Raw genomic sequence first — 23,199 nt, 5'->3', positions numbered from 1 at the left:
GGGCGCCCCGGTCCGGCACCAGGGGCCCGCGCCGATACAAGCGCACCATCCACAACGGGAGCAATCCGCCGGATGACGTACAACCTGGACGCGACCTCAGACGTCGGCCGCCATGAGTCCGTCCTCGATGAACTCCCCTACGTGAGCGATCACTTGATCCCGGTCGACCCCTCTGAGCCCGATCGCGACATGGATGGAGAACCCGTCGAGCAGTGCCCGCAGCCGCGCCGCGAACCGGTCGGGGTCCACGCCCGACCGGAACTCGCCGCGCGAGATCCCCTCCGCGAGCAGCGCGACCAGGTCCCGGTGCCAGGCGCCCTCGATGGCGGCCTGCCGGGCGCGGCCGTCGTCGTCGGCGTTCTGCGAGCGGTTCCACACCTCCAGCCAGAGCGTCCAGTGCGGGTCGCGGTGCCCGTCGGGCACGTACAGATCGACGTACGCGTCGAGCCGTTCCCGCACCGGCCCCCCGGAGTCCAGCAACTGCCGCCGCTGAAGGCCGAGTTGTCCCTCGCTCCACTCCAGCGTGCGCAGCAGCAGCTCGTCCTTGGACTTGAAGTGGTAGGCCACGTGCCCGCTGCTCATGCCCACTTCCCGGCCGAGCCCCGCCATGGTGAGCCGCTCGAGACCGCTCTCGGCGATCATCGCCATGGCGGCGGCGAGCACCTGCTCCCGGGGCGGGGCCGGCGTGTGACGGCGCGGGGTCCCGGTCATCGGGCCGGCTGCTGCTGCGTGATGCAGTGGATGCCGCCGCCCGCCGCGAAGACCGTGCGGGCGTCGACGAGGGTGACGGTGCGTGGCGGGAACAGGCGGCGGAAGATTGCCGCCGCCTTCTCGTCGTTGGGGTCGTCGAAGGCGCACAGGACGACGCCGTCGTTGCAGAGGTAGTGGTTGATGTAGGAGTAGTCGACCCAGGAGCCGTCGTCGGCGTCGGTGAGGACCGTCGGGGCGGGGACCTCGACGATCTCCAGGGAGCGGCCCTGTGCGTCGGTCTGTCCGGTCAGTACGCCGATGATCTCGCGGCTGACCTCGAAGTCCGGGTGGGCCGGGTCCTCCTGCGCGTGGACGAGGACGACGCCGGGCGCCGCGAACGCCGCGACGATGTCGACGTGGCCGCGCGTGCCGAACTGGCCGTAGTCGCCGGTGAGTCCGCGCGGCAGCCAGATCGCCTTCGACGTGCCGATGCGGGCGTGGATCTCGGCCTCGACGCCGGCCTTCGACCAGCCCTGGTTGCGGTCGGGGTCGAGTTGGACCGTCTCGGTGAGGAGCACCGTGCCCTCGCCGTCGACGTGGATGCCACCGCCCTCGTTGACCAGGTTCGTGGAGTGCACGGGCACCCCGGTGAGGTCGGCGACATGGCGGGCGATCTTGGAGTCGTGCTCCCAGCGGGCCCAGTCCTGGGCGCCCCAGCCGTTGAACGTCCAGTCCACGGCGGCCAGTTCACCGGTCGCGGCGTGCTTCACGAACGTCGGGCCGATGTCCCGCATCCACGCGTCGTCCAGGTCCCGCTCCGCCAACTCGACGGCGGGGTCGAGGAGTTCGCGCGCCGATGCCTCCTGACCCGGGCCGACGACCATCGTCACCGGCTCGAAGGCGCGGACGGCGTTGGCGACCGACGCCCAGGCGGCGCGCGCGTCGGCGAGTTCCCGGTCGTCGGCGAAGGTCGGATTCGGGCTCGGCCACGCCATCCAGGTGCGCTCGTGCGGGGCCCACTCGGGCGGCATCACGTACGTCATGACAGACAACCTCAGAGGAAGTAGAGACGGTTGAGGGAGACGGAGTCGGCCGGTTCGGAGCGCAGCGGTTCTCCGTCGAGGGTGACCAGGCCGGTGCGCTGGTCCACGTCGACCGCGCCCGTACGGGAGTTGCGGCGCAGGTCCGCCGGGCCGATGCCGCGGGCGCCGCGCACGGCGACCCGGCGCCGCCGCGTGGGCATCGTGTCGTGGCCGTCGTCGACGGCGGCCTGGGCGACGAAGGCGACGGAGAGCTCGGCGGCGGTGGCGCCGTGCGCGCCGAACTGCGGTCCCAGGACGAGGGGTTCGCAGGTGTCGGTGGCCGCGTTCGGGTCGCCGACGACCCCGTACGCGGGGAAGCCGGACTTCAGCACCAGCTGCGGCTTCGCGCCGAAGAACTCGGGGCGCCACAGCACGATGTCGGCCATCTTGCCGACCTCGATGGAGCCGATCTCGTGGGAGAGGCCGTGGGCGACGGCGGGGTTGATGGTCAGTTTCGCCATGTAGCGCAGGACGCGGTCGTTGTCGTGGCCGACGCCCGGGTCGCCCAGCTCGGCCTTCATCTTCCCGGCCATGGCGAAGGTGCGCCGGACCGTCTCCCCCGCGCGGCCCATGCCCTGCGCGTCCGACGACGTGATGCCGATCGCGCCCAGATCGTGCAGCACGTCCTCGGCGCCCATCGTCCCGGCGCGGATCCGGTCGCGGGCCATGGCGGCGTCGCCGGGCAGGTCGGGCTTGAGGTCGTGGACGGAGACGATCATGCCGTAGTGCTCGGCGACGGCGTCCCGCCCGAAGGGAAGGGTGGGGTTGGTCGACGAGCCGATGACGTTGGCGACGCCCGCCATCTTCAGGACGTTCGGTACGTGACCGCCGCCGCAGCCCTCGATGTGGAAGGCGTGGATGGTGCGGCCTTCGAGGACGCGCAGGGTGTCCTCGACCGACAGGCACTCGTTCAACCCGTCGCTGTGCAGGGCGACTTGGACGTCGTACTCCTCGGCGACGCGCAGCGCCGTGTCGAGCGCGCGGGTGTGCGCGCCCATGTCCTCGTGCACCTTGAACCCGCAGGCGCCGCCCTCGGCAAGGGCCTCCACCAAAGGTGCCCCGTGCGAGGACGAACCCCGGCCCAGGAAGCCGATGTTGACCGGCCAGGCGTCGAACGCGGAGAAGGCGTGCTTGAGCGCCCAGGGCGAGTTGACGCCGACGCCCCAGACCGGGCCGAACTCCTGCCCGATGATCGTGGTGACACCGGAGGCGAGCGAGGCCTCCATGATGCGCGGCGAGAGCAGGTGGACGTGGGTGTCGACGGCCCCCGCGGTGGCGATCAGCCCCTCGCCGGACACGATCGACGTGCCGGTGCCGACGACGACGTCGACCCCGTCGAGGGTGTCCGGGTTGCCGGCCCGCCCGATGGCGTGGATCCGGCCCTCCCGGATGCCGATGGACACCTTGCGGATGCCCAGCTCGGCGTCGATCACCACGACGTTGCTGATCACGACGTCGCAGGTCTCGCGGACCGCCGCGGCCTTCAGGTGCAGTCCGTCGCGGGCCGTCTTGCCGAACCCGGCGAGGAACTCGTCCCCGTACGCCTGCGAGTCCGACTCGACCTCGATCGTGAGCCCGGAGTCGCCGAGCCGGATCCGGTCACCGGCGCGCGGGCCGTGCGTGGCCGCGTACTCGTGCGGGGTGAGGCGGCGCGCCTCGGCGGGGTGGCCTCCCGGGCGGCTCATCGGCCGTCCTCCTTCTCGCTGGTTCCGAGGTATCCGCAGGCGGCGGCGCGGCGCAGCGCTTCCTCGCGGGCTCCGGGCGCGTCCAGCGGCCCGTCGACGAGCCCCGCGAAACCGATGGCGATCCGCTCGCCGCCGATCGGCACGAGCCCGACCTCGGCGGACTCCCCCGGCCCGAACCGCACGGACGACCCGGCGGGCACCGCGAGCCGCATCCCGTACGCCTTCTCCCGTACGAAGTCGAGCCGCGGGTTCGCCTCGAAGAAGTGGAAGTGCGAGGTGACGGAGACCGGGACGGACGCGGTGTTGGTGACGGTGAGCGTCAACTGCGGTGCGGGGTCGCGGTGTTCGGGCCCGGGCAGCAGCGCGCCCGGCGCCTCGTCGCCGAGCCCGCCGCCCGCGATCGGGGCGCTCACGATCGCGAGCCGGGAGCCGTCGTCGAAGACCGCCTCGACATGCACCTCGGTGACGACGTCGGCGACGCCCGGCAGCACGTCGTCGGGGCCGAGCACGGACCGTGCCGCCTCGATCGCCTCGGCGAGCCGCCGCCCGTCGCGGGCCGCCTCGCAGACGGTGTCGGCGATCAGCGCGGTCGCCTCCGGCACGTTGAGCCGCAGCCCGCGGGCCTTGCGGGCGCGCGCCAGTTCGGCCGCGCCGAAGAGGAGCAGCCGGTCGCGTTCGGTGGGCGTCAGTCTCAAGGTGGGGCTCCGATCAATTTGAGCGCCGTTCTAAAGGGAGTGTACGTGGATGTGGGGCTGTCCTTGTTGTGGGGAGCGCCATATTTGAGTGTCGCTCTAATGGCAGGGTCCGCAGACGCGGAACGGGCCGCACCCCGGCCGGGGTGCGGCCCGTGACCGGACCGGTGTCGGACTCAGCCGAGCCGGTGCATCCAGCCGTGCGTGTCCTCGGTCTTGCCGCGCTGGATGTCGAGGAGCGCGTTGCGGAGCTTCATCGTGACCTCGCCGGCCTCGCCGCCGGACTGCTGCCACTCGGCGCTCGCGCGCTTGACCGTGCCGACCGGGGTGATGACCGCGGCCGTGCCGCACGCGAAGACCTCGGTCAGCTCGCCGGAGGCCGTGTCGGCCTGCCACTGCTCGATGGAGACGCGGGCCTCCTGCGACTTGTAGCCGAGGTCGCGGGCGACCTGGAGGAGCGAGTCACGGGTGACGCCCGCGAGCAGGGAGCCGGTCAGGGTCGGCGTGACGATCGTGTCGCCGTACACGAAGTACAGGTTCATGCCGCCGAGCTCCTCGACCCACTTGTGCTCGACCGCGTCGAGGTAGGCGACCTGGTCGCAGCCCTTGGCGGCGGCCTCGGCCTGCGCGAGCAGGGAGGCCGCGTAGTTGCCGCCGGTCTTGGCGTCGCCGACGCCGCCGGGGACGGCGCGGACGCGGTCCTCGGAGAGCCAGATGGAGACGGGCTTCACGCCGCCGGGGAAGTACGCGCCCGCGGGCGAGGCGATCACGATGAAGAGGTACTCGTTGGCGGGCTTCACGCCCAGGCCGACCTCGGTCGCGATCATGAACGGGCGCAGGTAGAGCGACTCCTCGCCGCCGTGCGCCGGGACCCAGTCCTTGTCCTGCTGGACGAGGAGGTCACAGGCCTCGATGAACGTCTCGACCGGCAGCTCGGGCATGCCGAGACGCCAGGCCGAGTGCTGGAAACGCTTGGCGTTCATGTCGGGGCGGAACGTGGCGACCGTGCCGTCGGGCTGGCGGTAGGCCTTGAGGCCCTCGAAGATCTCCTGCGCGTAGTGCAGGACGTTCGTCGCCGGGTCGAGGGAGAGCGGGCCGTAGGGCACGAGCTGCCCGTCGTGCCAGCCGCGCCCCTCGGTCCACTTGACGGTGACCATGTGGTCGGTGAAGTGGCGGCCGAATCCGGGGTTGGCCAGGATCGCCTCGCGCTCCGCGGCGGACAGCGGGGTCGAGGAGGGCTTGAGCTCGATCGTGGGCGTCGTCATGGTTGCGTGTCCTTCACCGTTGGTTGTGACGGACCGCGCTCACGTCTGCACTCCTTGTACTAGGACGTCCGAGCTTTCGTGTACACATCGCGGCCCCACGTTCGATTATCGCGCGCGGGGAGGTGTGCTCGGAACGGTCCTTGTGGTGCGCCAGAGGTGATGCGGCCCGGGGTCGATGGTGGCACCCGGGGCCGCGACATGAGAAGCCGCCGGGTGCGGAGTGCGACCCGGCGGCTTCTCTTACGTGGATGAGCGCCGGGTCAGCCGGCTACTACTCGGGCGACGAGGGCGTCGCCGATCTCGTCGGTGGAGCGGACCGCGTCCCCGCGCTCGCCGAGGTCGGCGGAGACCGCGGTCTCGATGCGGGCGGCCTGCTCCTCGTAGCCGAGGTGACGCAGGAGGAGGGCGACCGAGAGGACCGTGGCGGTCGGGTCGGCCTTGCCCTGGCCCGCGATGTCCGGCGCCGAGCCGTGGACGGGCTCGAACATCGACGGGAACTCGCGGCCCGGGTTGATGTTCCCGGAGGCCGCGACGCCGATGCCGCCGGAGACGGCCGCGGCGAGGTCGGTGATGATGTCGCCGAAGAGGTTGTCGGTGACGATCACGTCGAACCGGGCCGGGTCGGTGACCAGGTAGATGGTCGCGGCGTCGACGTGGATGTAGTCGGTGGTGACGTCGGGGAACTCCTCGGCCACCTTGTTGAAGATGTTGGTCCACAGGTGGCCCGCGAAGGTCAGCACGTTGTTCTTGTGGACCAGCGTGAGCTTCTTGCGGGGCCGGGCCTGGGCGCGGGCGAACGCGTCACGGACCACACGCTCCACACCGAACGCGGTGTTGACGGAGACCTCGGTGGCGACCTCGTGGGGCGTGCCCTTGCGGATGACGCCGCCGTTGCCCGTGTACGGGCCTTCCGTGCCCTCGCGGACGACGACGAAGTCGATCTCCGGCTGGCCGGCCAGCGGGGTCGAGACACCGGGGAGGAGCTTCGACGGACGCAGGTTCACGTGGTGGTCGAAGGCGAAGCGGAGCTTGAGCAGGAAGCCGCGCTCCAGGACACCGGACGGCACCGACGGGTCGCCGATGGCGCCGAGCAGGATGGCGTCGTGCTTCTTGAGGGAGTCGAGGTCGGCGTCGGTGAGCGTCTCACCGGTCGCGTGGTAGCGCTTGGCGCCGAAGTCGTACTCCTCGGTCTCCAGCTTCACATCCTGCGGAAGGACGGCGGAGAGGACCTTGAGACCCTGGGCCACGACCTCCTGGCCGATGCCGTCACCGGGGATCACTGCGAGATTGATGCTGCGAGACATGTCCCGCACGGTACCCCTTGTCCCATGGGATGACACACGATGTCCACGATGCGGACAGGGTGCCGGGTGCCTGCGGGGGCTCCCCTCGGCGTACGGTCGCCTGCTGTTCACCCGTGGGTATGGCGGGAGTTGGGAACCGCTGGGAAGTTCTCTGCCATGGAGACCCCGGACGTCGGCATCCCGCCGCAGCTCGCGCGGCGGATGAGCATGCCCGAGCAGTACGAGTACCTGCGGACGAGGTTCAGCAGGCGGCGTGCGCTGGTGTCGGCCGGCGCGGTGGCGGGCGGGCTGCTCACCGGCTGCTCGCAGGGCACGGCGCCGGGGACGCGGACCTCGGGGTCACCGTCGCCGGCCACGACCGCGCACGGCTCCGGCGTCCCGCCCTTCGGCCGCCATCTCGCCTTCGGCGCCGACCCGATGACACAGATGCGGATCTCGTGGCAGGTGCCGCTCGCGGTGCGAAAGCCGTACGTCCGGATCGGTCTGCGCCCCGACGACCTGGGCCGCAGGATCCCGGCGGAGGTGCGCGCCCTGCACACCCCGGGCGTCAGCGGCGTACGACTCGCGCTCGACCAGTTCTACGTCCATGCCGCACTGGACCGGCTCGCCCCGGGCACGACGTACTACTACGGCGTCGGCCACGACGGCTTCGACCCGGCCGCGCCCGCGCACCGCTCGACGATCTCCCGCTTCCGCACGGCGCCGGCCGCCCCGAAGTCGTTCACGTTCACGGCCTTCGGCGACCAGGGGGTGGGGGACGCGGCGGCGGCGAGCGACCGCCTGATGCTGGCCCAGAACCCGGCGTTCCACCTGCACGCCGGCGACCTCTGCTACGCGGACGGCACAGGACACGGCGAGAAGTCCGACGGCTACGACCCCGGCGCCTGGGACCTGTTCCTCAAGCAGAACGAGCAGGTCGCGCGGACCGTGCCGTGGATGGTGACGACCGGCAACCACGACATGGAGGCCTGGTACTCCCCCGACGGCTACGGCGGCCAGCTGGCCCGCTGGTCACTGCCGGACAGCGGCTTCGACCCGCGGTCGACGCCGGGCGCGTACGCGTTCACGTACGGCAATGTCGGCGTGGTGGCGCTGGACGCGAACGACGTGAGTTACGAGATCAGGGCGAACCTGGGGCACAGCGACGGCCGTCAGACGGCGTGGCTGGAACGCACGCTGGGGCGACTCCGTGCCACGGCGCACATCGACTTCGTCGTCGTGTTCTTCCACCACTGCGCGTACTCGACCTCGGCCCACGCCTCGGACGGCGGGGTGCGCAAGGCGTGGGTACCGCTGTTCGACAAGCACCGGGTGGACCTGGTCGTCAACGGGCACAACCACGTCTACGAGCGCACCGACGCGGTGCGCGGCTCGGCGGTGGGCCGGGCCGTGCCGATCGGCGGCACGGCGGATCCCGTGCGCGACGGCGTCGTGTACGTCACCGCGGGCGGCGGCGGCCGTGACCTGTACGGCTTCCAGCCCGGCAGCAAGGAGAGCTACGAGGGGCACGAGCGCCGGCACCGGCCGGTCGACAGCGTGGTCTGGGCGTCGGCCTCGGGGCAGGCGAAGAAGGAGACCGCCGACTGGTCACGGGTGCGCTATCGCGGATTCTCGCTGCTCAAGGTCGAGGCGGAGTCCGGGGCGCACCCGCGCCTCAGGGTGTCGGCGCTGGCCCGCGGGGGCGAACGCGTCGACCACTTCGAGGTGCGTCGGAGCGGTGCTCAGCTCAGGTCTCAGTGACCGGTCTCGCCGCCGTTGTCCCTGCGGTCGAGGGCGCGCTGAAGGGCCGCGGCGGCGGTCTTCGCGGCCTGCCGGTCGGCTTCGCTGGACGGGGAGACGTGACGGACTCGGCGGCGGACGGGCGTCGCAGTGGCCATGATGATCGACTCCTTGAGATCACGGATCACATGAGGACGCGCGCAACTGCGCGCGTCTGTGCGGGATTTCGAGGCGCCGGAAGAGGCGGGGAGCGAGAGCCGCAGGGGTTGCCTGCGCGGTGCTCAGCTCACGGCCGCCATTCGCCGGATCGGGCGAGACGTTCGGCTTCTACAAAGCTAGGACAGGACTCTGCTTCTGTCTCCACAATTACTCGGACTTCCTACTATCTGAGACGGGACTCACTTCATCGGCCCCGTCAGCGGGTACGGCGGGGGCCCGGCGGGCCTAGAGGATGTCGCCGTCCCGCCAGTCGAAGAGCAGGGGCAGCGCCGGGTCCAGGGCGTGGGCCGCCTCGACCGGGAAGAGGAACGGGGCCTCCTCGCCGGGGAGCCGAACGGTGCCGCTCGGGCCGTACGCGGCGAACGGGCCGGCCCACCGGACCCAGCCCCGGGCCGCGTACAGCTTCGCCCCGTCGGCGGACGCGGAGAGCGCGCCGAGGTCGTACGCCGCCCCGATCACCCGCTCCAGGGCGCCCATCACCTGCCCGCCGAGCCCGGTGCGGCGCGCGTCGGCGCGGACCGCGACGGCCTCCACGTAGCCGACGCGCAGGGTACGGCCGCGGTGGACGGCGTGGCGCTGGGCCACAGAGCCGTGCGCGAGGAGGTCCCCGGCGCCGTCGTGGACGAGGGCGTGGACGCCGCCGAGGGTGTGCGCCCAGTCCGCGTCGGAGAAGTCGCCGTCGAAGGCGTCGTCCAACAGGGCGCGGGCGGCGGCGAGTTCGGCGCGGGTGAGGTCGGCGGTGTGAGCGGTGCGCAACGTGGTCACCGGGCCACGGTACTCACGGCCTACTTGAGTACGCGCCCCGATTCGCGCCCGGCGTCGCGGGAGCAGAGTCGGGGGCATGAACGGCCTCTACTCCCTGAAGCCCTGGTACGCGGACCGCCTCGCCGGCCTCCGCGCCGGGTGCGCGGCGCGTGGCGTCTCGCCGGACACGCTGACCTGGGCGGGGGTGGCGTGCGGCGCGGCGGCGGGCGCGGCCCTCGCGTTCCTGCCCGCGCCGCTCGCCGCGCTGCCGGTGGCGGTGCTGCTCGCGGCGCGGCTCGGCTTCGCCAACCTGGACGGCGCGCTGGCCCGTGACACGGGGCGCACCACCCGGCGCGGCGCCGTCCTCAACGAACTCGGCGACCGGGCGGCCGACTTGGCGATGCTCGCCGGGTTCCTGGCCGTGGCCCCGCTGTGGCTGGTGGCGACGGCGGCGCTCGCGGCGACGCTGCCCTCCTGGCTCGCGCTCGCGGGCGCGGCGGCGGGCGCCCCGCGCCGCAACGGCGGCCCGCTCGGCAAGACCGAGCGGTGTCTGCTGGCCGTGATCGCCGCCGCGTCGGGGTGGTACGCGCCGGTGCTCGGGGTCGTGGCGGTGGGCTCCGTGGTCACCGCCGGGGTCCGACTCCACTGGATCTGGCGGGAGTTGGGGCGATGAGCACGATGTTCGTCGCCACGGAGGCGGTCGCGCGGGCGGTGCCCGTGGTGGGCGGGGTGCTCGGCGCCGGCGGCGTGGCCGTGGCGGCGCTGCCCGCGCGGGTACGGATGCGGGCCGAGTTGCGCCGCCGGTGGCGGAGCTGGGCGCTGGCCGCGCCGGTGTTCCTCGGCGCGTTCTTCCTCGGCCGCGCCGGGACGTTCGCGCTCGCGGCAGGGCTCGGGGTCGTCGCGGTGGGCGAGTACGCGCGGATGGCGGGGCTGGGGCGCGGGGAGCGGGTCGTGCTGACCGTGGCGGCCGTCGCGGTGCCGGGTCTCGCCTGGGCGGCGCCGGGTGTGGACGCGGTGCGGGCGGCGGGGGCGCTGCTGGGGGCGGCGGTGCTCGTGGCCGTCGTCGCCGGGGACGCGGCGGGCGGCTTCACGCGGGCGTGCCGGACGCTGTTCGGGCTCGTCTGGATCCCGGTGGCGCTCGCCGGCCTGGTCGCCCTGGACGCGGGCACGGCGCTCGCCGTGGGCGTCGCGGTGGCCTTCGGGGACGTCGGGGCGTGGTGCGGCGGGACCGCGCTGGGCCGCAGCGGGCCGCTCTCCCGCCCGCTGTCGCCGCTCTCCCCGAACAAGACGTGGGCGGGCGTCGCGGGCGCCGCCGTCGCGACGGCCGCCGCGCTCGCGTCGGTCGGCGCCTTCGGCGTCGCCCTGTGGGCGGCGGTCCTGACGGGGGCGGTCCTCGGTGACCTGGTGGAGTCGATGGTGAAGCGGGAGGCGGGCGTGAAGGACGCGGGAACCTGGCTGCCGGGGTTCGGCGGCCTCCTGGACCGCATCGACTCGCTGCTGGTGGCGCTGCTCCTGGTGATGGCGGCGGGGGTGGGGTTGTGACGAGGCGACGCCCCGGCTCGCCGGGCCCCGATCACCAGCGGTGCGGCGACCACCGAGACCCCGCACACGCCCCTGCCCTGCCGGGCCTCGACCACAGCGACGGCTGTGGCGACGCCGACGGCTGTGGCGACAGCGAACCGGCGACCCCGCGGCTCCCCCACGCACCCGCACCGGCACCGGCACCCACGTCCGTCGGCGCCCGCTCGGCGCGGACCACCGTGTCCGCCCGGCTCCGCCGCGTCCTGTGGCGTACCGCCCTGACCCTCACCGGTGGTGTCGAGACGCGGGGCCGCCTGCCGCGCGGGGGCTGTGTGGTGGTCGCCAATCACTCCTCGCACGCCGACACCGCCGCCCTGCTCGCCGCGCTCGACGCGCGGCACGGTCCGGCGATCGGCGCGGCCGCCGACTACTGGTTCGCGTCTCCGTACCGGGCGCGGATCTGCCGCCGTCTCGCCGCCGGGTTCCCGGTGCGGCGGTCCGGCGGCGGGACGGACGATCTGCTCGCGCATGTGCCGTCCCTGCGGGCGGGTGGCGCGGTCGTGCTGTTCCCGGAGGGGACGCGGGGGCGCGACGGCGCGCTCGGCACGTTCCACCGGGGCGCGCTGGTGCTCGCGGAGGCCGCGGGCGTGCCCGTCGTGCCGGTCGGCATCGCGGGCACGGACCGGCTGCTGCCCAAGCACGGCCGGCTCCGTCCTTCGCTGGTCCGCGTCCGCATCGGCGATCCGCTGCCCGCGTCGGCGACCCCGGACCAGGCGCGTGCCGCGGTGGCCGCGCTCCACGACCGTACGGTCGCCGAACCGCTCGCGGACTCGCGGGTGCGCAAGCGGATCGCGCGCGTCGTCGGTTCCCCGTTCGGGCCGCCGCTCGCCTTCGCGTGGGCGGGCGCGGAGGCGCTCAGCTGGCCGCTGATGCCCGAACTGCTGCTCGCGGTCGCGTGCGTGGCACTCCCGCGCCGCTCCCTGAAACTCTCCCTCGCCGCGCTCGCGGGCAGCATGGCGGGCGGCCTGCTCGCCCTCCAACTCGCCGCGTCCGGCGTCCAGTTGCCCGCCCCGCTCACCACCGACCGGATGCGCGCCGAGGTGCGGCACGAACTGTCCGCCGAGGGCGCGGCCGCCGTCCGCCACCAGCCGTGGAACGGCATCCCCTTCAAGGTCTACGCCCATGAGGCCGGCCGTGCGGACGTCCCCGCCGGCGACTTCCTCGCCGCGGCCGTCCGCGCCCGCGGCACCCGCACCCTCGCGGTCGGGCTCGCCTTCGGCGCGTTCGGGTTCCTCGCGCACCGGATGCGGCGCCGCTACGGCACGTATCTGGCGCTGCTCGGAACGGGGTTCGCGGTGGGCCTCTCGCTGATCGTGGCGGGCTGGTCGTAGTCGTCACGGTCGCCCCGCCCGTACCACCCGACTCCCCTTCCCCCAGGGGGAGTTGACGTCAGCCGCGGACCCCGCACGATGGAACCCGAACCGACCGGCCGGCGAGGGAGACCCATCATGAGCTCCACCATGCGCGTCATCAGCCAGCGCCGCCTCGGCGGCCCCGAGGTGCTCGAAGTGGCGACCGTGGAGCGGCCCGAGCCGCGCGAGGGCGAGGTGCTCGTACGGGTGCACGCCGTGGGGGTCAACCCGGTGGACTGGCTGGCGCGTTCGGGCGCGGCGCCGCTCTTCGGCGATCCGCCGTTCACGCTCGGCTGGGACGTCTCCGGGGTCGTCGAGGCGGCCGGTCAGGACGTCACCGAGTTCCGTCCCGGCGACGAGGTGTTCGGCATGATCCGGGGCGGCGGCTACGCCGAGTACGTGGTCATCCGCACCGAGCACCTGGCGCCGAAGCCGGCCTCCGTGGACCACGCGCACGCGGCGGCGGTCCCGGCGGCGGCGCTCACCTCCTGGCAGGCGCTGGTCGAGACGGCGCAGATCGGCCCCGGGCGGCGGGTGTTGGTGCACGCGGCGGCGGGCGGCGTCGGCCACATCGCCGTCCAGATCGCCAAGGCCGAGGGCGCGTACGTCATCGGGACGGCCCGCGCCGACAAGCACGACTTCCTGCGCGACCTGGGCGTCGACGAGCCGGTCGACTACACGACGACCGATTTCGCCCGGGCGGTACGGGATGTCGACGTGGCCTTCGACCTGGTCGGCGGCGACTACGGGCCGCGCACCCTGGCCACGCTGCGCCCCGGCGGCCTGCTGGTCTCGGCGGCCCTCGCCGACCCGGGCGTCACTCCGGAGGACGCGGAGGCGCGGGGCGTGCGGTTCGCGCCGGTGGCGGTGCAGCCGTCGGGCGGCACGCTGCGCAAGGTGTCCGCTCTGCTGGCGGCGGGCCGGATCCGCCCGCAGGTCGCGGCGCTGCTGCCCCTGGAGGAGGTGGCGAAGGCGCACGAGATGGGAGCGGCGGGCCGCACCCAGGGCAAGATCGTCCTGACCGTGGCCGCCGACTGAGACGGCCGGCGCTCACCCCGCGACGACGGTCAGGCCCAGGGCGAGGGCGACCGTCTCGTCCAGGCCGAGGCCACTGCCGCGCTCGAACGCCGCCGCGTAGCCCTGGTCGCCGAGACCTTCGCGGGCGAGGACGACGGCCGTGTCGTGCGGAGCGTTGAAGTACACGGAGCCGAACAGGGGCAGGCCGACCCGGTCCCAGATCCGCCGCGCCGCGCCGTGCAGCGCGGCGGCCTGTTCGTGGTCGCCGCGCGACGCCCACAGCAGGGCGATGACCTCGACGGGCAGCACGGTCCCGACGAGGTCGCGGAACTCGTAGTTGATCACCAGGCACTCCCGGGCGAGGCGGGCCGCCTCCTCGCCGCGGTCGCCGGCCCAGGCGGCGAAGGCGAGGACGTAGAGGGCGTAGGCCTTGGCCCAGCGCTCGCCATGCGTCTCGCAGGTGGCGCGGGCCTCTTCGCACAGGGCGACGGCCGCCGTGAGGTCGCCCTGGAACGCGAGCGCCATGGCCAGTTCGATCCGGGCCATCATGACGTTGCTGTCGAGTTCGCCGAGGGCGGCGTAGCTGGCCAGGGAGGCCCTGAAGTGCCGCTCCGCCGTGGCGTGTTCGTCGCGCATGAGGGCGGCGCAGCCCATGCGGTGGGTGGCGTACGCGTACGCGGTGTCGTCGTCGCCGCGCAGCGCCCCTGCCCTGCACCGCGTGAGCAGCGACTCCGCGGCCCGGGCGTCGCCCTGGAGGATGGCGACGTAGCCGTTGACCCACAGGGCCTTGAGCCGGTCGCGGTGGAGCCCTGAGGTGACGGTGAGCGCGCGGTCGAGCCAGAAGCGTCCGTCGCCGAGCAGGCCGCAGCCGACCCAGTAGAACCAGAGCGTCCCGGCGAGCCGGGCGCCGGCCCGCTCCTGCCCGGGGGTCGACAGGGCGAAGTCGAGGGCGGCGACGAGCTGGGCGTGCGCGCTCCTGGTGGCGCGGAAGACGGCTGCCTGCCCGGGACCGAACCAGGCGGCCTCGCCGCGCTCCGCGAACGTCTGGCACCAGGCGAGGTGGCGTACGCGCGCGGCGTGCTCGTCGCCGAGCCTGCGCAGCCATTCGGCTCCGTAGGCGCGGACGGTGTCGAGCTGCCTGAACTGCTCGCCGTCGGGGCCGTGTTCGCGTACGAGGAGGGACTTGTCGGCGAGCGCCGTGAGCAGCCGGGGGACGTCGGCCCGGTCCAGGGCGTCGTCGGCGCAGACCTCCTCGGCGGCCTGTACGTGGAAGCTGCCCGCGAAGACGGAGAGCCGGGCCCACAGCAACCGCTCGGCGGGCGGGCAGAGTTCGTGGCTCCAGCCGATGGTGGTGCGCAGGGTGCTGTGCCTGCTGGTGTGCCTGCTGCTGTGCCGCGGTTCGGCGGCGGCGAGCTGGAAGCGGTCGTCGAGGAGGGCGAGGAGTTCCTCGGGGCGCTCGCCGCGCAGCCGTCCCGCGGCGAGTTCGATGGCGAGGGGGATGCCGTCGAGGCGGGCGCAGATCCGCTCCGCCGTGGGCCGGGTGCGCGCGGTGAGCTCGAAGCCCGGGTCGGCCGCGCGGGCGCGCTGCGCGAAGAGCTGGACCGCGTCCTCGTGCACGGACATCGGCGCGACGGTGAGGATCTTCTCGCCGCGCACGCCGAGGGGCTGCCTGCTGGTGGCGAGGATGTGCAGGCCGGGGGCTGCGGCCAGGAGGCGCCCGGCGAGCCGTGCGCACGCCTCGACGAGGTGCTCGCAGGTGTCGAGGACGAGCAGGACCCGCCGGTCGGCGAGGTGGTCGGCGAGCACCTCGTGCTGGGGGCGGGTGGTGTGGTCGGTGACGTGCACGGACGTGGCGACGGCCTGGACGAGCAGGTCGGCGTCCTGGAGCCCGTGCAGTTCGACGAGGTGGACGCCGTCGTCGAAGCCGTCCGCGACGGCGGCCGCCGCGTGCAGGGCGATGCGGGTCTTGCCGATGCCGCCGAGGCCGGTCACGGTGACGAGCCGGGAGCGTGCGCACAGGTGCCGCAGCGCGGCGAGTTCATCGCGCCGCCCGATGAAAGGAGTGGGGTGCACGGGCAGCTGGTCGGCCACGGTGACGAGCCTTTCGATCGGGTCGATCGGGGCGATCGGGACGCCGCTGTCAATTGTCGGGGCTGCGGATCACGTCCGGCCGGGGAGACCGAATTTGCGCATCGCCGGTTCGGACATCTCCGTAATCGACCAGCAGGAGAGCGGCATCGTCTTTTATTCTTCCTTTTGTGTGCCGCACCAGATCGGCGGAGATACCGTCGAGGAAAATCCCGGGGTCCTTGTCGTAAAGGGCCGTCACCCGGTCGGCGAGCGGATAGAAAGCGCCGCAGCCGTCGCGCGCCTCGGTGACGCCGTCGGTGTACAGGAGCAGCCGGTCCCCCGCGACGAGCGACACCGTGCTCCCCCGGCACCACTCGTCCTGCAACCCGAACAGGCCGAGGGGCGGCGCCGGCGGCAGGGCGTCCACGAAGGTGGCGCGGCGCCCGCGGATCAGCAGGGGCGGCGGGTGCCCGCAGCAGACCAGCTCGGCGTGCCCCTCGTCGGCGGCCGTGCCGATCAGCAGCGCCGTGACGAAGTCCTCCCGGTCGGCGCGGCGGGCCAGCATCGCGTCCAGGCGCTGCGCCACCATGGTCAACCGGGCCTCGCACTGGGCCAGTTCACGGAAGGCGCCGACCGTGTCGAGGGCCGTGCCGACGGCGGGCATCCCGCTGCCCATGACGTCGCCGATCAGGATGCGCACGCCGTACGGGGTGCTGCTGACGTCGTAGATGTCCCCGCCGATGCCGGCCTCGGGCTGCGCCGCCAGATAGCGCACCTCGGTGCGCAGTCCGCCGACGTGGCTCGGCAGCGGGCGCAGGATGCCGTCCTGGAGGGTCCGCGTCACCGCCCGCAGCGCGCCGACCGTCCTCGTCTGCCGGTGGAGCCCGACGACACAGCCGCCGATCACCAGCATCAGGAAAGCGCAGAAGGGAACGCCTGCGCCACCGTTCATGAGTTCCATGGACATTCCGGGGAAGCGCGAAGGAACGGCGGAGACCGCCCCTCCCGAAGAGAACCACATGCTTTCCGCCGGAATCATCATCTCTGCGCCAGCCTGTCGACGATGGCGTGCCTCCGGATTTTAGGACACAACCCGGCGCCCCACAGGGAGTACGGCATATTCGAGACGCATGACGAGAAGGAAAAGGCACGCGCCCGAATATGCGCTCCGCTATTGCGTCACATCCCCATGCCGCCGTCGACCGGGAGGCCCGCGCCGGTGATGAAGCGGGCGGCGTCGGAGGCGAGGAAGACCACGGCGTCGGCCATGTCGGTGGCGTCACCGAGCCGCCCGAGCGGGGTCCGCGCGACGACGTCCTGGACGGCGGCCTGTGCGCTCGGCCACAGGCCGAGGGTCTCCATGTCCTGGGCGAGCCCGGCCCCCATCCGCGTCGGGACCAGGCCCGGGTAGAGGCAGTTGACCCGCACCCCGTAGCCGAGCTTGCCGGACTCCAGGGCGGCGACCCGGGTCAGCCGGTCGACCGCGGACTTGGTGGCGGCGTACCCGGCGATGCCGGGGAACGGGATGGTGGCGGCCACCGACGAGATGTTGACGACGGCGCCGCCCCGGCCTGCCGCGCCGCCGGGGCGCATCGCGCGGAAGGCATGCTTGAGGCCGAGCGCGACGCCGAGGACGTTGACGTCCAGCATCCGGCGGACCTCACCCGGGTCGAGGTCGACGACCAGGCCGGAGATCTCGATCCCGGCGTTGTTGACGACGACGTCCAGGCCGCCGAGTTCGGCCACGGCCGCGGCGACCGCGGACTCCCAGCTCGCGTCGTCGGTGACGTCGAGCGGCACGAACCCTGCCGTGCCGCCCCGCTTGCGCAGCGCCTCGACCTCCGCACGGCCCGCCTCCTCGTCGACGTCGCCGACGACGACGGCGGCGCCCGCGCGCACGAGCGCCTCGGCCATCGCCGCCCCGAGCCCCTGCGCGCCTCCTGTCACCAGCGCGGTGCGCCCTGTCAGGTCATACACGTCCATGGGTGTCCCCCTTCGCGCCACATCCTGCGGAAGGGGCCCAGGCTAGGGACTTCGCCCTCCGCGCCCACCCTGTTGCGCAACAACTCCCCCGAACGGGACGGAAGTTGGTAAGGCGACTGACGTCCCTAACCAGTAAAAGACACTTGACAGGTTAGCCCCGCGCGCGCTCTACTTCACCCGTCACGACATAACTGTCTTAACGAACTTGAGGGGTTAGGCATCATGGCGACTGTCACCGTCCGCGGCCACGAGATCCACTACGTGGAGGCCGGCCCCGCCGACGCCCCCGCCCTGCTGCTCCTGCACGGCTTCCCGACCAGCTCCCGGATGTTCCGCGACCTGATCCCGCGCCTCGCCGGGCGGTACCGCGTCGTCGCCCCCGACCACCTGGGCTTCGGCCGCTCGGCGACGCCGGACGCGTCCTCGTTCCCGTACACCTTCGCCGAACTGGCCGAGCTGACCGCCGAGTTCACGACCGCGGTGGGCCTCGACCGGTTCGCGGTCTACGTCCAGGACTACGGCGCCCCGATCGGGCTGCGCCTCGCGCTCGCCCACCCGGAGCGCGTCACGGCGATCGTCACGCAGAACGGCAACGCCTACGAGGAGGGGCTCGGCGCCGAGGCCTGGGCGCCGGTGCTCGCGTACCTCGCGGACCCGGGCGAGAAGACCGCCGGCCCGGTCCGTGAGATCCGCTCCCTCGAGGGCATCAGGTGGCAGTACGAGAACGGGGTACCGGACGCCTACCGCGACCGGCTCGACCCGGCGGCCTGGGAACAGGACGCGGCGGACATGGCGCGCGAGGGGCAGGACGCGATCCAGCTCGCGCTGATGGGCGACTACGGCAGCAACATCGAGCTGTATCCCGCGTTCCACGCCTACTTCCGCGCGTCACAGGTGCCGCTGCTCGCGGTGTGGGGCGCGCACGACGAGGTGTTCGTCCGGGCGGGGGCGACGGCGTTCCTGCGGGACCTGCCGGAGGCGGAGGTCCACCTGCTGCCCACCGGCCACTTCGCGCTGGAGACGCACGCGGAGCAGATAGCGGCGCTGATGGACGACTTCCTCCAGCGGCACATCTAGCCGGGCCCCGGACGGCCGGGGCCCCGGAGAGCACGACACCGCCCCCGGCCGGGGTGGGGCCCAGGCCGGGGGCGGGATCCAGGGGGGCGTCAGCCCATGTGCGGGTACGTGTAGTCGGTCGGCGGGACCAGCGTCTCCTTGATGGCGCGGGTCAGCGTCCAGCGCATCAGGTTCTGCGGAGCACCGGCCTTGTCGTTCGTACCGGAGGCGCGACCGCCACCGAAGGGCTGCTGCCCGACGACGGCACCGGTCGACTTGTCGTTGATGTAGAAGTTGCCCGCGGCGTAGCGCAGCTTCTCCATCGTGTGGGCGGCGGCGGCACGGTCGTTGGAGATGACCGAGCCGGTCAGCGCGTAGTCGGAGACCGACTCCATCTGCTCCAGCATGGCGTCGTACTGGTCGTCCTCGTAGACGTGCACGGCGAGGATCGGGCCGAAGTACTCGGTCGTGAAGACCTCGTTGGCCGGGTCGGTGCACTCGATGACCGTCGGGCGCACGAAGTAGCCGGTCGAGTCGTCGTACGTGCCGCCGGCGACGATCGTGCAGGAGTCGTCCGACTTCGCACGGTCGATCGCGGCCTTGTTCTTCGCGAAGGAGCGCTCGTCGATGACGGCGCCGATGAAGTTCGACAGGTCGGTGACGTCACCCATGGTGATGCCGTCGACCTCGGCCGCGAACTCCTCCTTGAACCCGTCGTTCCAGATGGAGGCCGGGATGTACGCACGCGAGGACGCGGAGCACTTCTGGCCCTGGAACTCGAAGGAACCGCGGGTCAGGGCCGTCTTGAGGACGGCGCGGTCGGCGCTCGGGTGGGCGACGACGAAGTCCTTGCCGCCGGTCTCGCCGACGAGACGCGGGTAGGTGCGGTACTTCTCGATGTTCGTACCGACGGTCTTCCACAGGTGCTGGAAGGTCTTGGTCGAACCGGTGAAGTGGATGCCGGCGAGGTCGCGGTGGTTGAGGGCGACCTCCGAGACGGCGAGGCCGTCACCCGTCACCAGGTTGATGACGCCCTTGGGCAGACCGGCCTCTTCCAGGAGCTGCATGAGCAGCACGGCGGCGTGCGTCTGCGTCGGCGACGGCTTCCACACGACGACGTTGCCCATGAGGGCGGGCGCGGTGGGGAGGTTGCCCGCGATGGCCGTGAAGTTGAACGGCGTGATCGCGTAGACGAAGCCCTCGAGCGGGCGGTGGTCCATGCGGTTCCACACGCCGGTGGAGTTGGCCGGCGGCTGCTCGGCGAGCAGGTTGCGGGCGTAGTGGACGTTGAAGCGCCAGAAGTCGACGAGCTCGCACGGGGTGTCGATCTCGGCCTGCTGGGCGGTCTTCGACTGGCCGAGCATGGTGGAGGCGGCCAGCGTCTCGCGCCACGTCGTGGAGAGCAGCTCGGCGGCGCGCAGGATGATCGCGGCGCGGTCGTCGAACGACATCGCGCGCCAGGCCGGGGCGGCGGCCAGGGCGGCGTCGACCGCGTCCTGGGCGTCCTGCTCGGTGGCATTGGCGTACGTACCGATGACGGCCTTGTGGTTGTGCGGCTGCACGACGTCGAAGCGCTCGCCGCCACCCATCCGACGCACACCGCCGATGGTGCAGGGCAGCTCGATCGGGTTCTCGGCCAGCTCCTTGAGCTTGGCCTCCAGGCGGGCGCGCTCCGGCGAACCGGGGGCGTAGCCGTGCACCGGCTCGTTGACCGGGGCGGGGACCTGGGTCACGGCGTCCAGCGTCATGGGTCCGTATCTCCTTTGGCTGATGGCTTGTCTGGAGGGGGTGGGGCTCAGCCCTTGGTGAGGATCGAGCGGGCGAAGAAGAGCAGGTTGGCCGGCTTCTCCGCGAGGCGGCGCATGAAGTATCCGTACCAGTCGGTGCCGTACGCGGTGTAGACACGCATCCGGTGGCCCTCGGCGGCGAGCCGCAGGTGCTCGTCGCTGCGGATCCCGTAGAGCATCTGGAACTCGTACTCGTCCAGCTTGCGCCCGGCCTTGCGGGCGAGCTCCTGGGCGATGGAGATCAGGCGGGGGTCGTGGGACCCGATCATCGGGTACCCGTCGCCCTCCATGAGGATGCGCGTGATGCGCACGTACGCCTTGTCGATCTCGGCCTTGTCCTGGTACGCGACCTCGGCGGGCTCCTTGTAGGCGCCCTTCACGATGCGGACGCGGCTGCCGGCGGCGGCCAGGCGGCGGGCGTCGTCCTCGGTGCGGAAGAGGTAGGACTGGATGACGCAGCCGGTCTGCGGGAAGTCCTTCCGCAGCTCCTCGTGGATGGCGAACATCGAGTCGAGGGTGGTGTGGTCCTCGGCGTCGAGGGTGACCGTGGTGCCGATCTCGGCGGCGGCCTCGACGACCGGGCGGACGTTGGCGAGGGCCAGCTCGTGGCCGCCTTCCAGCGCCTGGCCGAACATCGAGAGCTTGACGGACATCTCGGCCTTGGTGCCGAGGCCGAGCTCCTTGAGGCGGCCGATCAGCTCCAGGTAGGCGTCGCGGGCCGCGTGGGACTGCTCGACGGTGGTGATGTCCTCACCCACGACGTCGAGGGTGACTTCGAGGCCCTTGTCCGTGGCGTCCCGCACGATCGGGATCACCTGGTCGACCGTCTCACCGGCGATGAACCGGTCGACGACCTGCTTGGTGCCCGGCGCCGCCGACACGAAAGCACGCATCTTGTCGCTGCGCGACGCGGCGAGGATCAGGGGAGCCAGCACGGGGCACCTCCAAGGAGCAGGAGTGGTGAACGTCAATAAATGGCCACAACCCGCGCTTAACGGGAACGGCACGGAGAACCACCGTGAAATCTAAGGATCCCTCCGATCCTGTGCCATCGACAGCTGTCACGCATCTGTGGCCGCCACCTCAGACATCTGTATGAAGGAACGCGTGAGGTGCGGGAGAATGGCGGGGTGAAGGGCGACTACCAGGAACTGGTCGACGAGATCTCTGCGCTGCTCGGCGCGCCCGCGACGCTGGAGAACCGGGACTTCCGGCTGATCGCGTTCGGCGCGCAGCTCAGCGACGCGGACGCCGACTCCGGCTTCGACGCGTCGACGCTCGACCCGGTGCGCACCCGCTCGATCCTCACGCGCAGCTCGACGCCGCAGGTCCGCGCCTGGTTCGAGGGGTTCGGCATCGCCCGCGCGACGGAGCCGGTCCGGATCCCGGCGACCCCCGAGGCCGGGGTCTACCGCGGCCGGATCTGTCTGCCCGTACGTCACCGGGGCATCGTCCTCGGCTACGTATGGCTCCTCGACGACGAGCCGGGTCCCACGCGGGAGCAGCTGGACGCGGCGATGCAGGTGGCGGGCCGGATCGGGGCGCAGCTCGCCGACGAGGCGCAGGCCGGCGCCGATCTGACCCGGGAGTTCCACTCGGTCCTGACCGCCGAGCGGGGCTGGCAGCGGGACATGGCGGTGGCGGCCCTGCGCACGGCGCTCGGCGCGCGGGCCGACGGCCTGCACACGGTGGTCTGCGTCGCGCCCTGGCCGTCGGCCGACCCGGACGACGCCCCTTCGGTGCGGACCATCGCGGCGGCGGACGCGCTGTGCACGGTGCCGTGGGGCGCGACGGGGCAGGCCCTCGCCCTCCTCGTACGGCTGCGCTCGGCGGAGGTGCTCGCGCCCGCGCTGACCGCGGCGGCGAAGCTGCGCGCGCGGGCCGGGACCGGTGGGGTGGCCGCGGGGATCGGGGCCCCGCGCTCCGACCTCGCGGAGCTGGCGACGGCGTGGCAGGAGGCGACGGCCGCGGCCCGCACGGCGCTGGCCGACCCGCGCCTGGGCCCCGACACGCAGTGGTCGGCGATCGGCCCGTACCGGCTGCTCACGGCGCTGCCCGCGGAGGCGGCGCACGACCCGGCGGTGGCCCCGCTGCTCGCGCCGGCCCACCGCCAGCTGGCGCGCACCGCCGAGGTGTTCCTCGACTGCGCCGGCCAGGCGGGCCGCACGGCGGCGGCCCTCGGCATCCACCGCCAGACCCTGTACTACCGCCTGTCGCGCGTCGAGCAGCTCACGGGCCTCGACCTGGACGAGGGCGAGGACCGGCTGCTCCTGCACATGGCGCTCAAGGCCTCAGCCCTGTGACGTCTTCGCCGCGGACTGCATCAACTGCCGCAGCCCGGTGGCGAGTTCGTCCGCGCTCGGCGAGAACTCGGGGTCGAAGGTGTGCTGCGAGATGAGGCCGAGCACCAGGACCGAGAAGAATTTCCCCAGGGTGTCCACGCTCGGGTCGTCGGCGGGCGGCTCCTCGCCCATGATCAGGCCGATGAAGCCGCGCCCGGCCTCCCGCTGAGCCGCCGACATGTGCTCCCGCAGGGCCGGCAGCTTGTCGCCCATCGTGACCAGTTCCACGCTCAGATGCCAGATGGACCCGGGCTTGCCGAGGGTGTCGATGATGCCCGCCATCACTGCCTGGAACCGCTCCAACGACCCGTCGTCGCCGGGCAGTTCACCGACCTCGCCCCACCCTTCGGACGCCCCTTCGGCCAGTGACACATAGGCCTGCGCGAGCAGCGCGTCCTTCGAGCCGTAGTGGTAGCCGATGGACGCCAGGTTGGTCCCCGACTCCTTGACGATGTCGCGCGCGGTCGTGCGCACGAACCCCTTCTCCAGCAGGCAGCGCTTGGCGCCTTCGAGCAGATCCTCACGGTGTCCCATGCCGCCACCCTACCCAGGATCCAGACAGCCGTACCAGACAGATGTCTTACACATTCGTTCTAGACAAGCGTCTAAGA

21 protein-coding genes are annotated in these 23,199 nt (G+C 72.5%); 7 read left to right on the top strand and 14 right to left on the bottom strand.

Annotated elements, in window-relative coordinates; all coding sequences use genetic code 11:
- Positions 1 to 96 precede the first annotated feature (96 nt).
- The 6 genes from AB0L37_RS28285 to AB0L37_RS28260 all read right to left on the bottom strand — a co-directional run bounded on the left by AB0L37_RS28285 (position 97) and on the right by AB0L37_RS28260 (position 6,718).
- Entirely contained in the window at positions 97 to 711 is a 615-nt protein-coding gene (locus AB0L37_RS28285; RefSeq protein WP_365511247.1) for a TetR/AcrR family transcriptional regulator, read from the bottom strand.
- Positions 708 to 1,733: an agmatine deiminase family protein gene (locus AB0L37_RS28280; protein WP_365511244.1), complete on the bottom strand. Its 1,026-nt coding sequence runs from the start codon at positions 1,731 to 1,733 to the stop codon at positions 708 to 710. The genes AB0L37_RS28285 and AB0L37_RS28280 overlap by 4 nt, the downstream gene beginning before the upstream one ends.
- Positions 1,734 to 1,744: 11 nt before the next feature.
- The gene (locus AB0L37_RS28275) at positions 1,745 to 3,457 is read right to left on the bottom strand and encodes an urease subunit alpha (protein WP_365511242.1); all 1,713 of its coding nucleotides are present in this window, start codon (positions 3,455 to 3,457) and stop codon (positions 1,745 to 1,747) included.
- Positions 3,454 to 4,152 (bottom strand): urease subunit gamma, encoded by a 699-nt coding sequence (gene ureA, locus AB0L37_RS28270; protein ID WP_365511239.1) that lies wholly within the window; start codon positions 4,150 to 4,152, stop codon positions 3,454 to 3,456. Before ureA ends, AB0L37_RS28275 begins: the two co-directional genes overlap by 4 nt.
- Positions 4,153 to 4,325: 173 nt before the next feature.
- Positions 4,326 to 5,414: a branched-chain amino acid aminotransferase gene (locus tag AB0L37_RS28265; protein WP_365511236.1), complete on the bottom strand. Its 1,089-nt coding sequence runs from the start codon at positions 5,412 to 5,414 to the stop codon at positions 4,326 to 4,328.
- A gap of 260 nt (positions 5,415 to 5,674) precedes the next feature.
- A complete protein-coding gene (locus AB0L37_RS28260; protein WP_365511233.1) occupies positions 5,675 to 6,718 on the bottom strand; it encodes a 3-isopropylmalate dehydrogenase in 1,044 nt (347 codons plus the stop codon).
- Positions 6,719 to 6,874: 156 nt separating this feature from the next.
- Between AB0L37_RS28260 and AB0L37_RS28255 the strand changes: the two genes are divergently transcribed.
- Complete coding sequence (locus tag AB0L37_RS28255; protein WP_365511230.1) at positions 6,875 to 8,458, top strand: metallophosphoesterase family protein; 1,584 nt, start codon at positions 6,875 to 6,877, stop codon at positions 8,456 to 8,458.
- Here the strand turns inward: AB0L37_RS28255 and AB0L37_RS28250 are convergent.
- Both AB0L37_RS28250 and AB0L37_RS28245 read right to left on the bottom strand, forming a co-directional pair.
- Positions 8,452 to 8,595 (bottom strand): hypothetical protein, encoded by a 144-nt coding sequence (locus tag AB0L37_RS28250; RefSeq protein WP_365511227.1) that lies wholly within the window; start codon positions 8,593 to 8,595, stop codon positions 8,452 to 8,454. The genes AB0L37_RS28255 and AB0L37_RS28250 overlap by 7 nt on opposite strands.
- A 286-nt stretch (positions 8,596 to 8,881) precedes the next feature.
- The gene (locus AB0L37_RS28245; RefSeq protein ID WP_365511224.1) at positions 8,882 to 9,421 is read right to left on the bottom strand and encodes a GNAT family N-acetyltransferase; all 540 of its coding nucleotides are present in this window, start codon (positions 9,419 to 9,421) and stop codon (positions 8,882 to 8,884) included.
- Between the two features lie 76 nt (positions 9,422 to 9,497).
- Between AB0L37_RS28245 and AB0L37_RS28240 the strand changes: the two genes are divergently transcribed.
- The 4 genes from AB0L37_RS28240 (at position 9,498) to AB0L37_RS28225 (ending at position 13,371) form a co-directional block, all read left to right on the top strand.
- Complete coding sequence (locus AB0L37_RS28240; protein WP_365511221.1) at positions 9,498 to 10,073, top strand: CDP-alcohol phosphatidyltransferase family protein; 576 nt, start codon at positions 9,498 to 9,500, stop codon at positions 10,071 to 10,073.
- On the top strand, positions 10,070 to 10,942 hold the full coding sequence (locus AB0L37_RS28235; protein ID WP_365511218.1) for a phosphatidate cytidylyltransferase: 873 nt from the start codon (positions 10,070 to 10,072) through the stop codon (positions 10,940 to 10,942). Before AB0L37_RS28240 ends, AB0L37_RS28235 begins: the two co-directional genes overlap by 4 nt.
- A 218-nt stretch (positions 10,943 to 11,160) precedes the next feature.
- Positions 11,161 to 12,312: a lysophospholipid acyltransferase family protein gene (locus AB0L37_RS28230; protein WP_365511279.1), complete on the top strand. Its 1,152-nt coding sequence runs from the start codon at positions 11,161 to 11,163 to the stop codon at positions 12,310 to 12,312.
- Positions 12,313 to 12,429: 117 nt separating this feature from the next.
- Complete coding sequence (locus tag AB0L37_RS28225) at positions 12,430 to 13,371, top strand: NADP-dependent oxidoreductase (RefSeq protein ID WP_365511215.1); 942 nt, start codon at positions 12,430 to 12,432, stop codon at positions 13,369 to 13,371.
- 12 nt (positions 13,372 to 13,383) lie between these two features.
- Here AB0L37_RS28225 and AB0L37_RS28220 read toward each other — a convergent pair whose 3' ends face one another.
- The 3 genes from AB0L37_RS28220 to AB0L37_RS28210 all read right to left on the bottom strand — a co-directional run bounded on the left by AB0L37_RS28220 (position 13,384) and on the right by AB0L37_RS28210 (position 17,403).
- Positions 13,384 to 15,441, bottom strand: coding sequence for an NB-ARC domain-containing protein (locus AB0L37_RS28220; protein WP_365511212.1), 2,058 nt, complete (start codon positions 15,439 to 15,441; stop codon positions 13,384 to 13,386).
- 49 nt (positions 15,442 to 15,490) lie between these two features.
- Entirely contained in the window at positions 15,491 to 16,372 is an 882-nt protein-coding gene (locus tag AB0L37_RS28215; protein ID WP_365511209.1) for a PP2C family protein-serine/threonine phosphatase, read from the bottom strand.
- A gap of 227 nt (positions 16,373 to 16,599) precedes the next feature.
- Positions 16,600 to 17,403: a glucose 1-dehydrogenase gene (locus AB0L37_RS28210; RefSeq protein ID WP_365511206.1), complete on the bottom strand. Its 804-nt coding sequence runs from the start codon at positions 17,401 to 17,403 to the stop codon at positions 16,600 to 16,602.
- A gap of 222 nt (positions 17,404 to 17,625) precedes the next feature.
- On the opposite strand from AB0L37_RS28210, the gene AB0L37_RS28205 reads away from it, so the two are divergent.
- Positions 17,626 to 18,480 carry an alpha/beta fold hydrolase gene (locus AB0L37_RS28205; protein ID WP_365511204.1) on the top strand — a complete coding sequence of 285 codons (855 nt, stop codon included), beginning with the start codon at positions 17,626 to 17,628 and terminating at the stop codon, positions 18,478 to 18,480.
- 89 nt (positions 18,481 to 18,569) lie between these two features.
- Here AB0L37_RS28205 and pruA read toward each other — a convergent pair whose 3' ends face one another.
- Both pruA and AB0L37_RS28195 read right to left on the bottom strand, forming a co-directional pair.
- Positions 18,570 to 20,201: an L-glutamate gamma-semialdehyde dehydrogenase gene (gene pruA / locus AB0L37_RS28200; RefSeq protein ID WP_365511277.1), complete on the bottom strand. Its 1,632-nt coding sequence runs from the start codon at positions 20,199 to 20,201 to the stop codon at positions 18,570 to 18,572.
- Between the two features lie 53 nt (positions 20,202 to 20,254).
- On the bottom strand, positions 20,255 to 21,181 hold the full coding sequence (locus AB0L37_RS28195) for a proline dehydrogenase family protein (RefSeq protein WP_365511201.1): 927 nt from the start codon (positions 21,179 to 21,181) through the stop codon (positions 20,255 to 20,257).
- Positions 21,182 to 21,358: 177 nt separating this feature from the next.
- Here AB0L37_RS28195 and AB0L37_RS28190 point away from each other — a divergent pair, with 177 nt between their 5' ends.
- Positions 21,359 to 22,549 carry a helix-turn-helix domain-containing protein gene (locus AB0L37_RS28190; RefSeq protein WP_365511198.1) on the top strand — a complete coding sequence of 397 codons (1,191 nt, stop codon included), beginning with the start codon at positions 21,359 to 21,361 and terminating at the stop codon, positions 22,547 to 22,549.
- Here the strand turns inward: AB0L37_RS28190 and AB0L37_RS28185 are convergent.
- Positions 22,538 to 23,122 carry a TetR/AcrR family transcriptional regulator gene (locus AB0L37_RS28185; RefSeq protein WP_365511195.1) on the bottom strand — a complete coding sequence of 195 codons (585 nt, stop codon included), beginning with the start codon at positions 23,120 to 23,122 and terminating at the stop codon, positions 22,538 to 22,540. The genes AB0L37_RS28190 and AB0L37_RS28185 overlap by 12 nt on opposite strands.
- Between the last annotated feature and the right edge of the window lie 77 nt (positions 23,123 to 23,199).

Origin of the sequence: Streptomyces sp. NPDC052225 (assembly GCF_040679615.1) — a bacterium.
Lineage (GTDB): Bacteria > Actinomycetota > Actinomycetes > Streptomycetales > Streptomycetaceae > Streptomyces.
The sequence above is the reverse complement of the archived record's forward strand: the minus strand, read 5'-3'. Positions and strand labels throughout refer to the sequence as shown.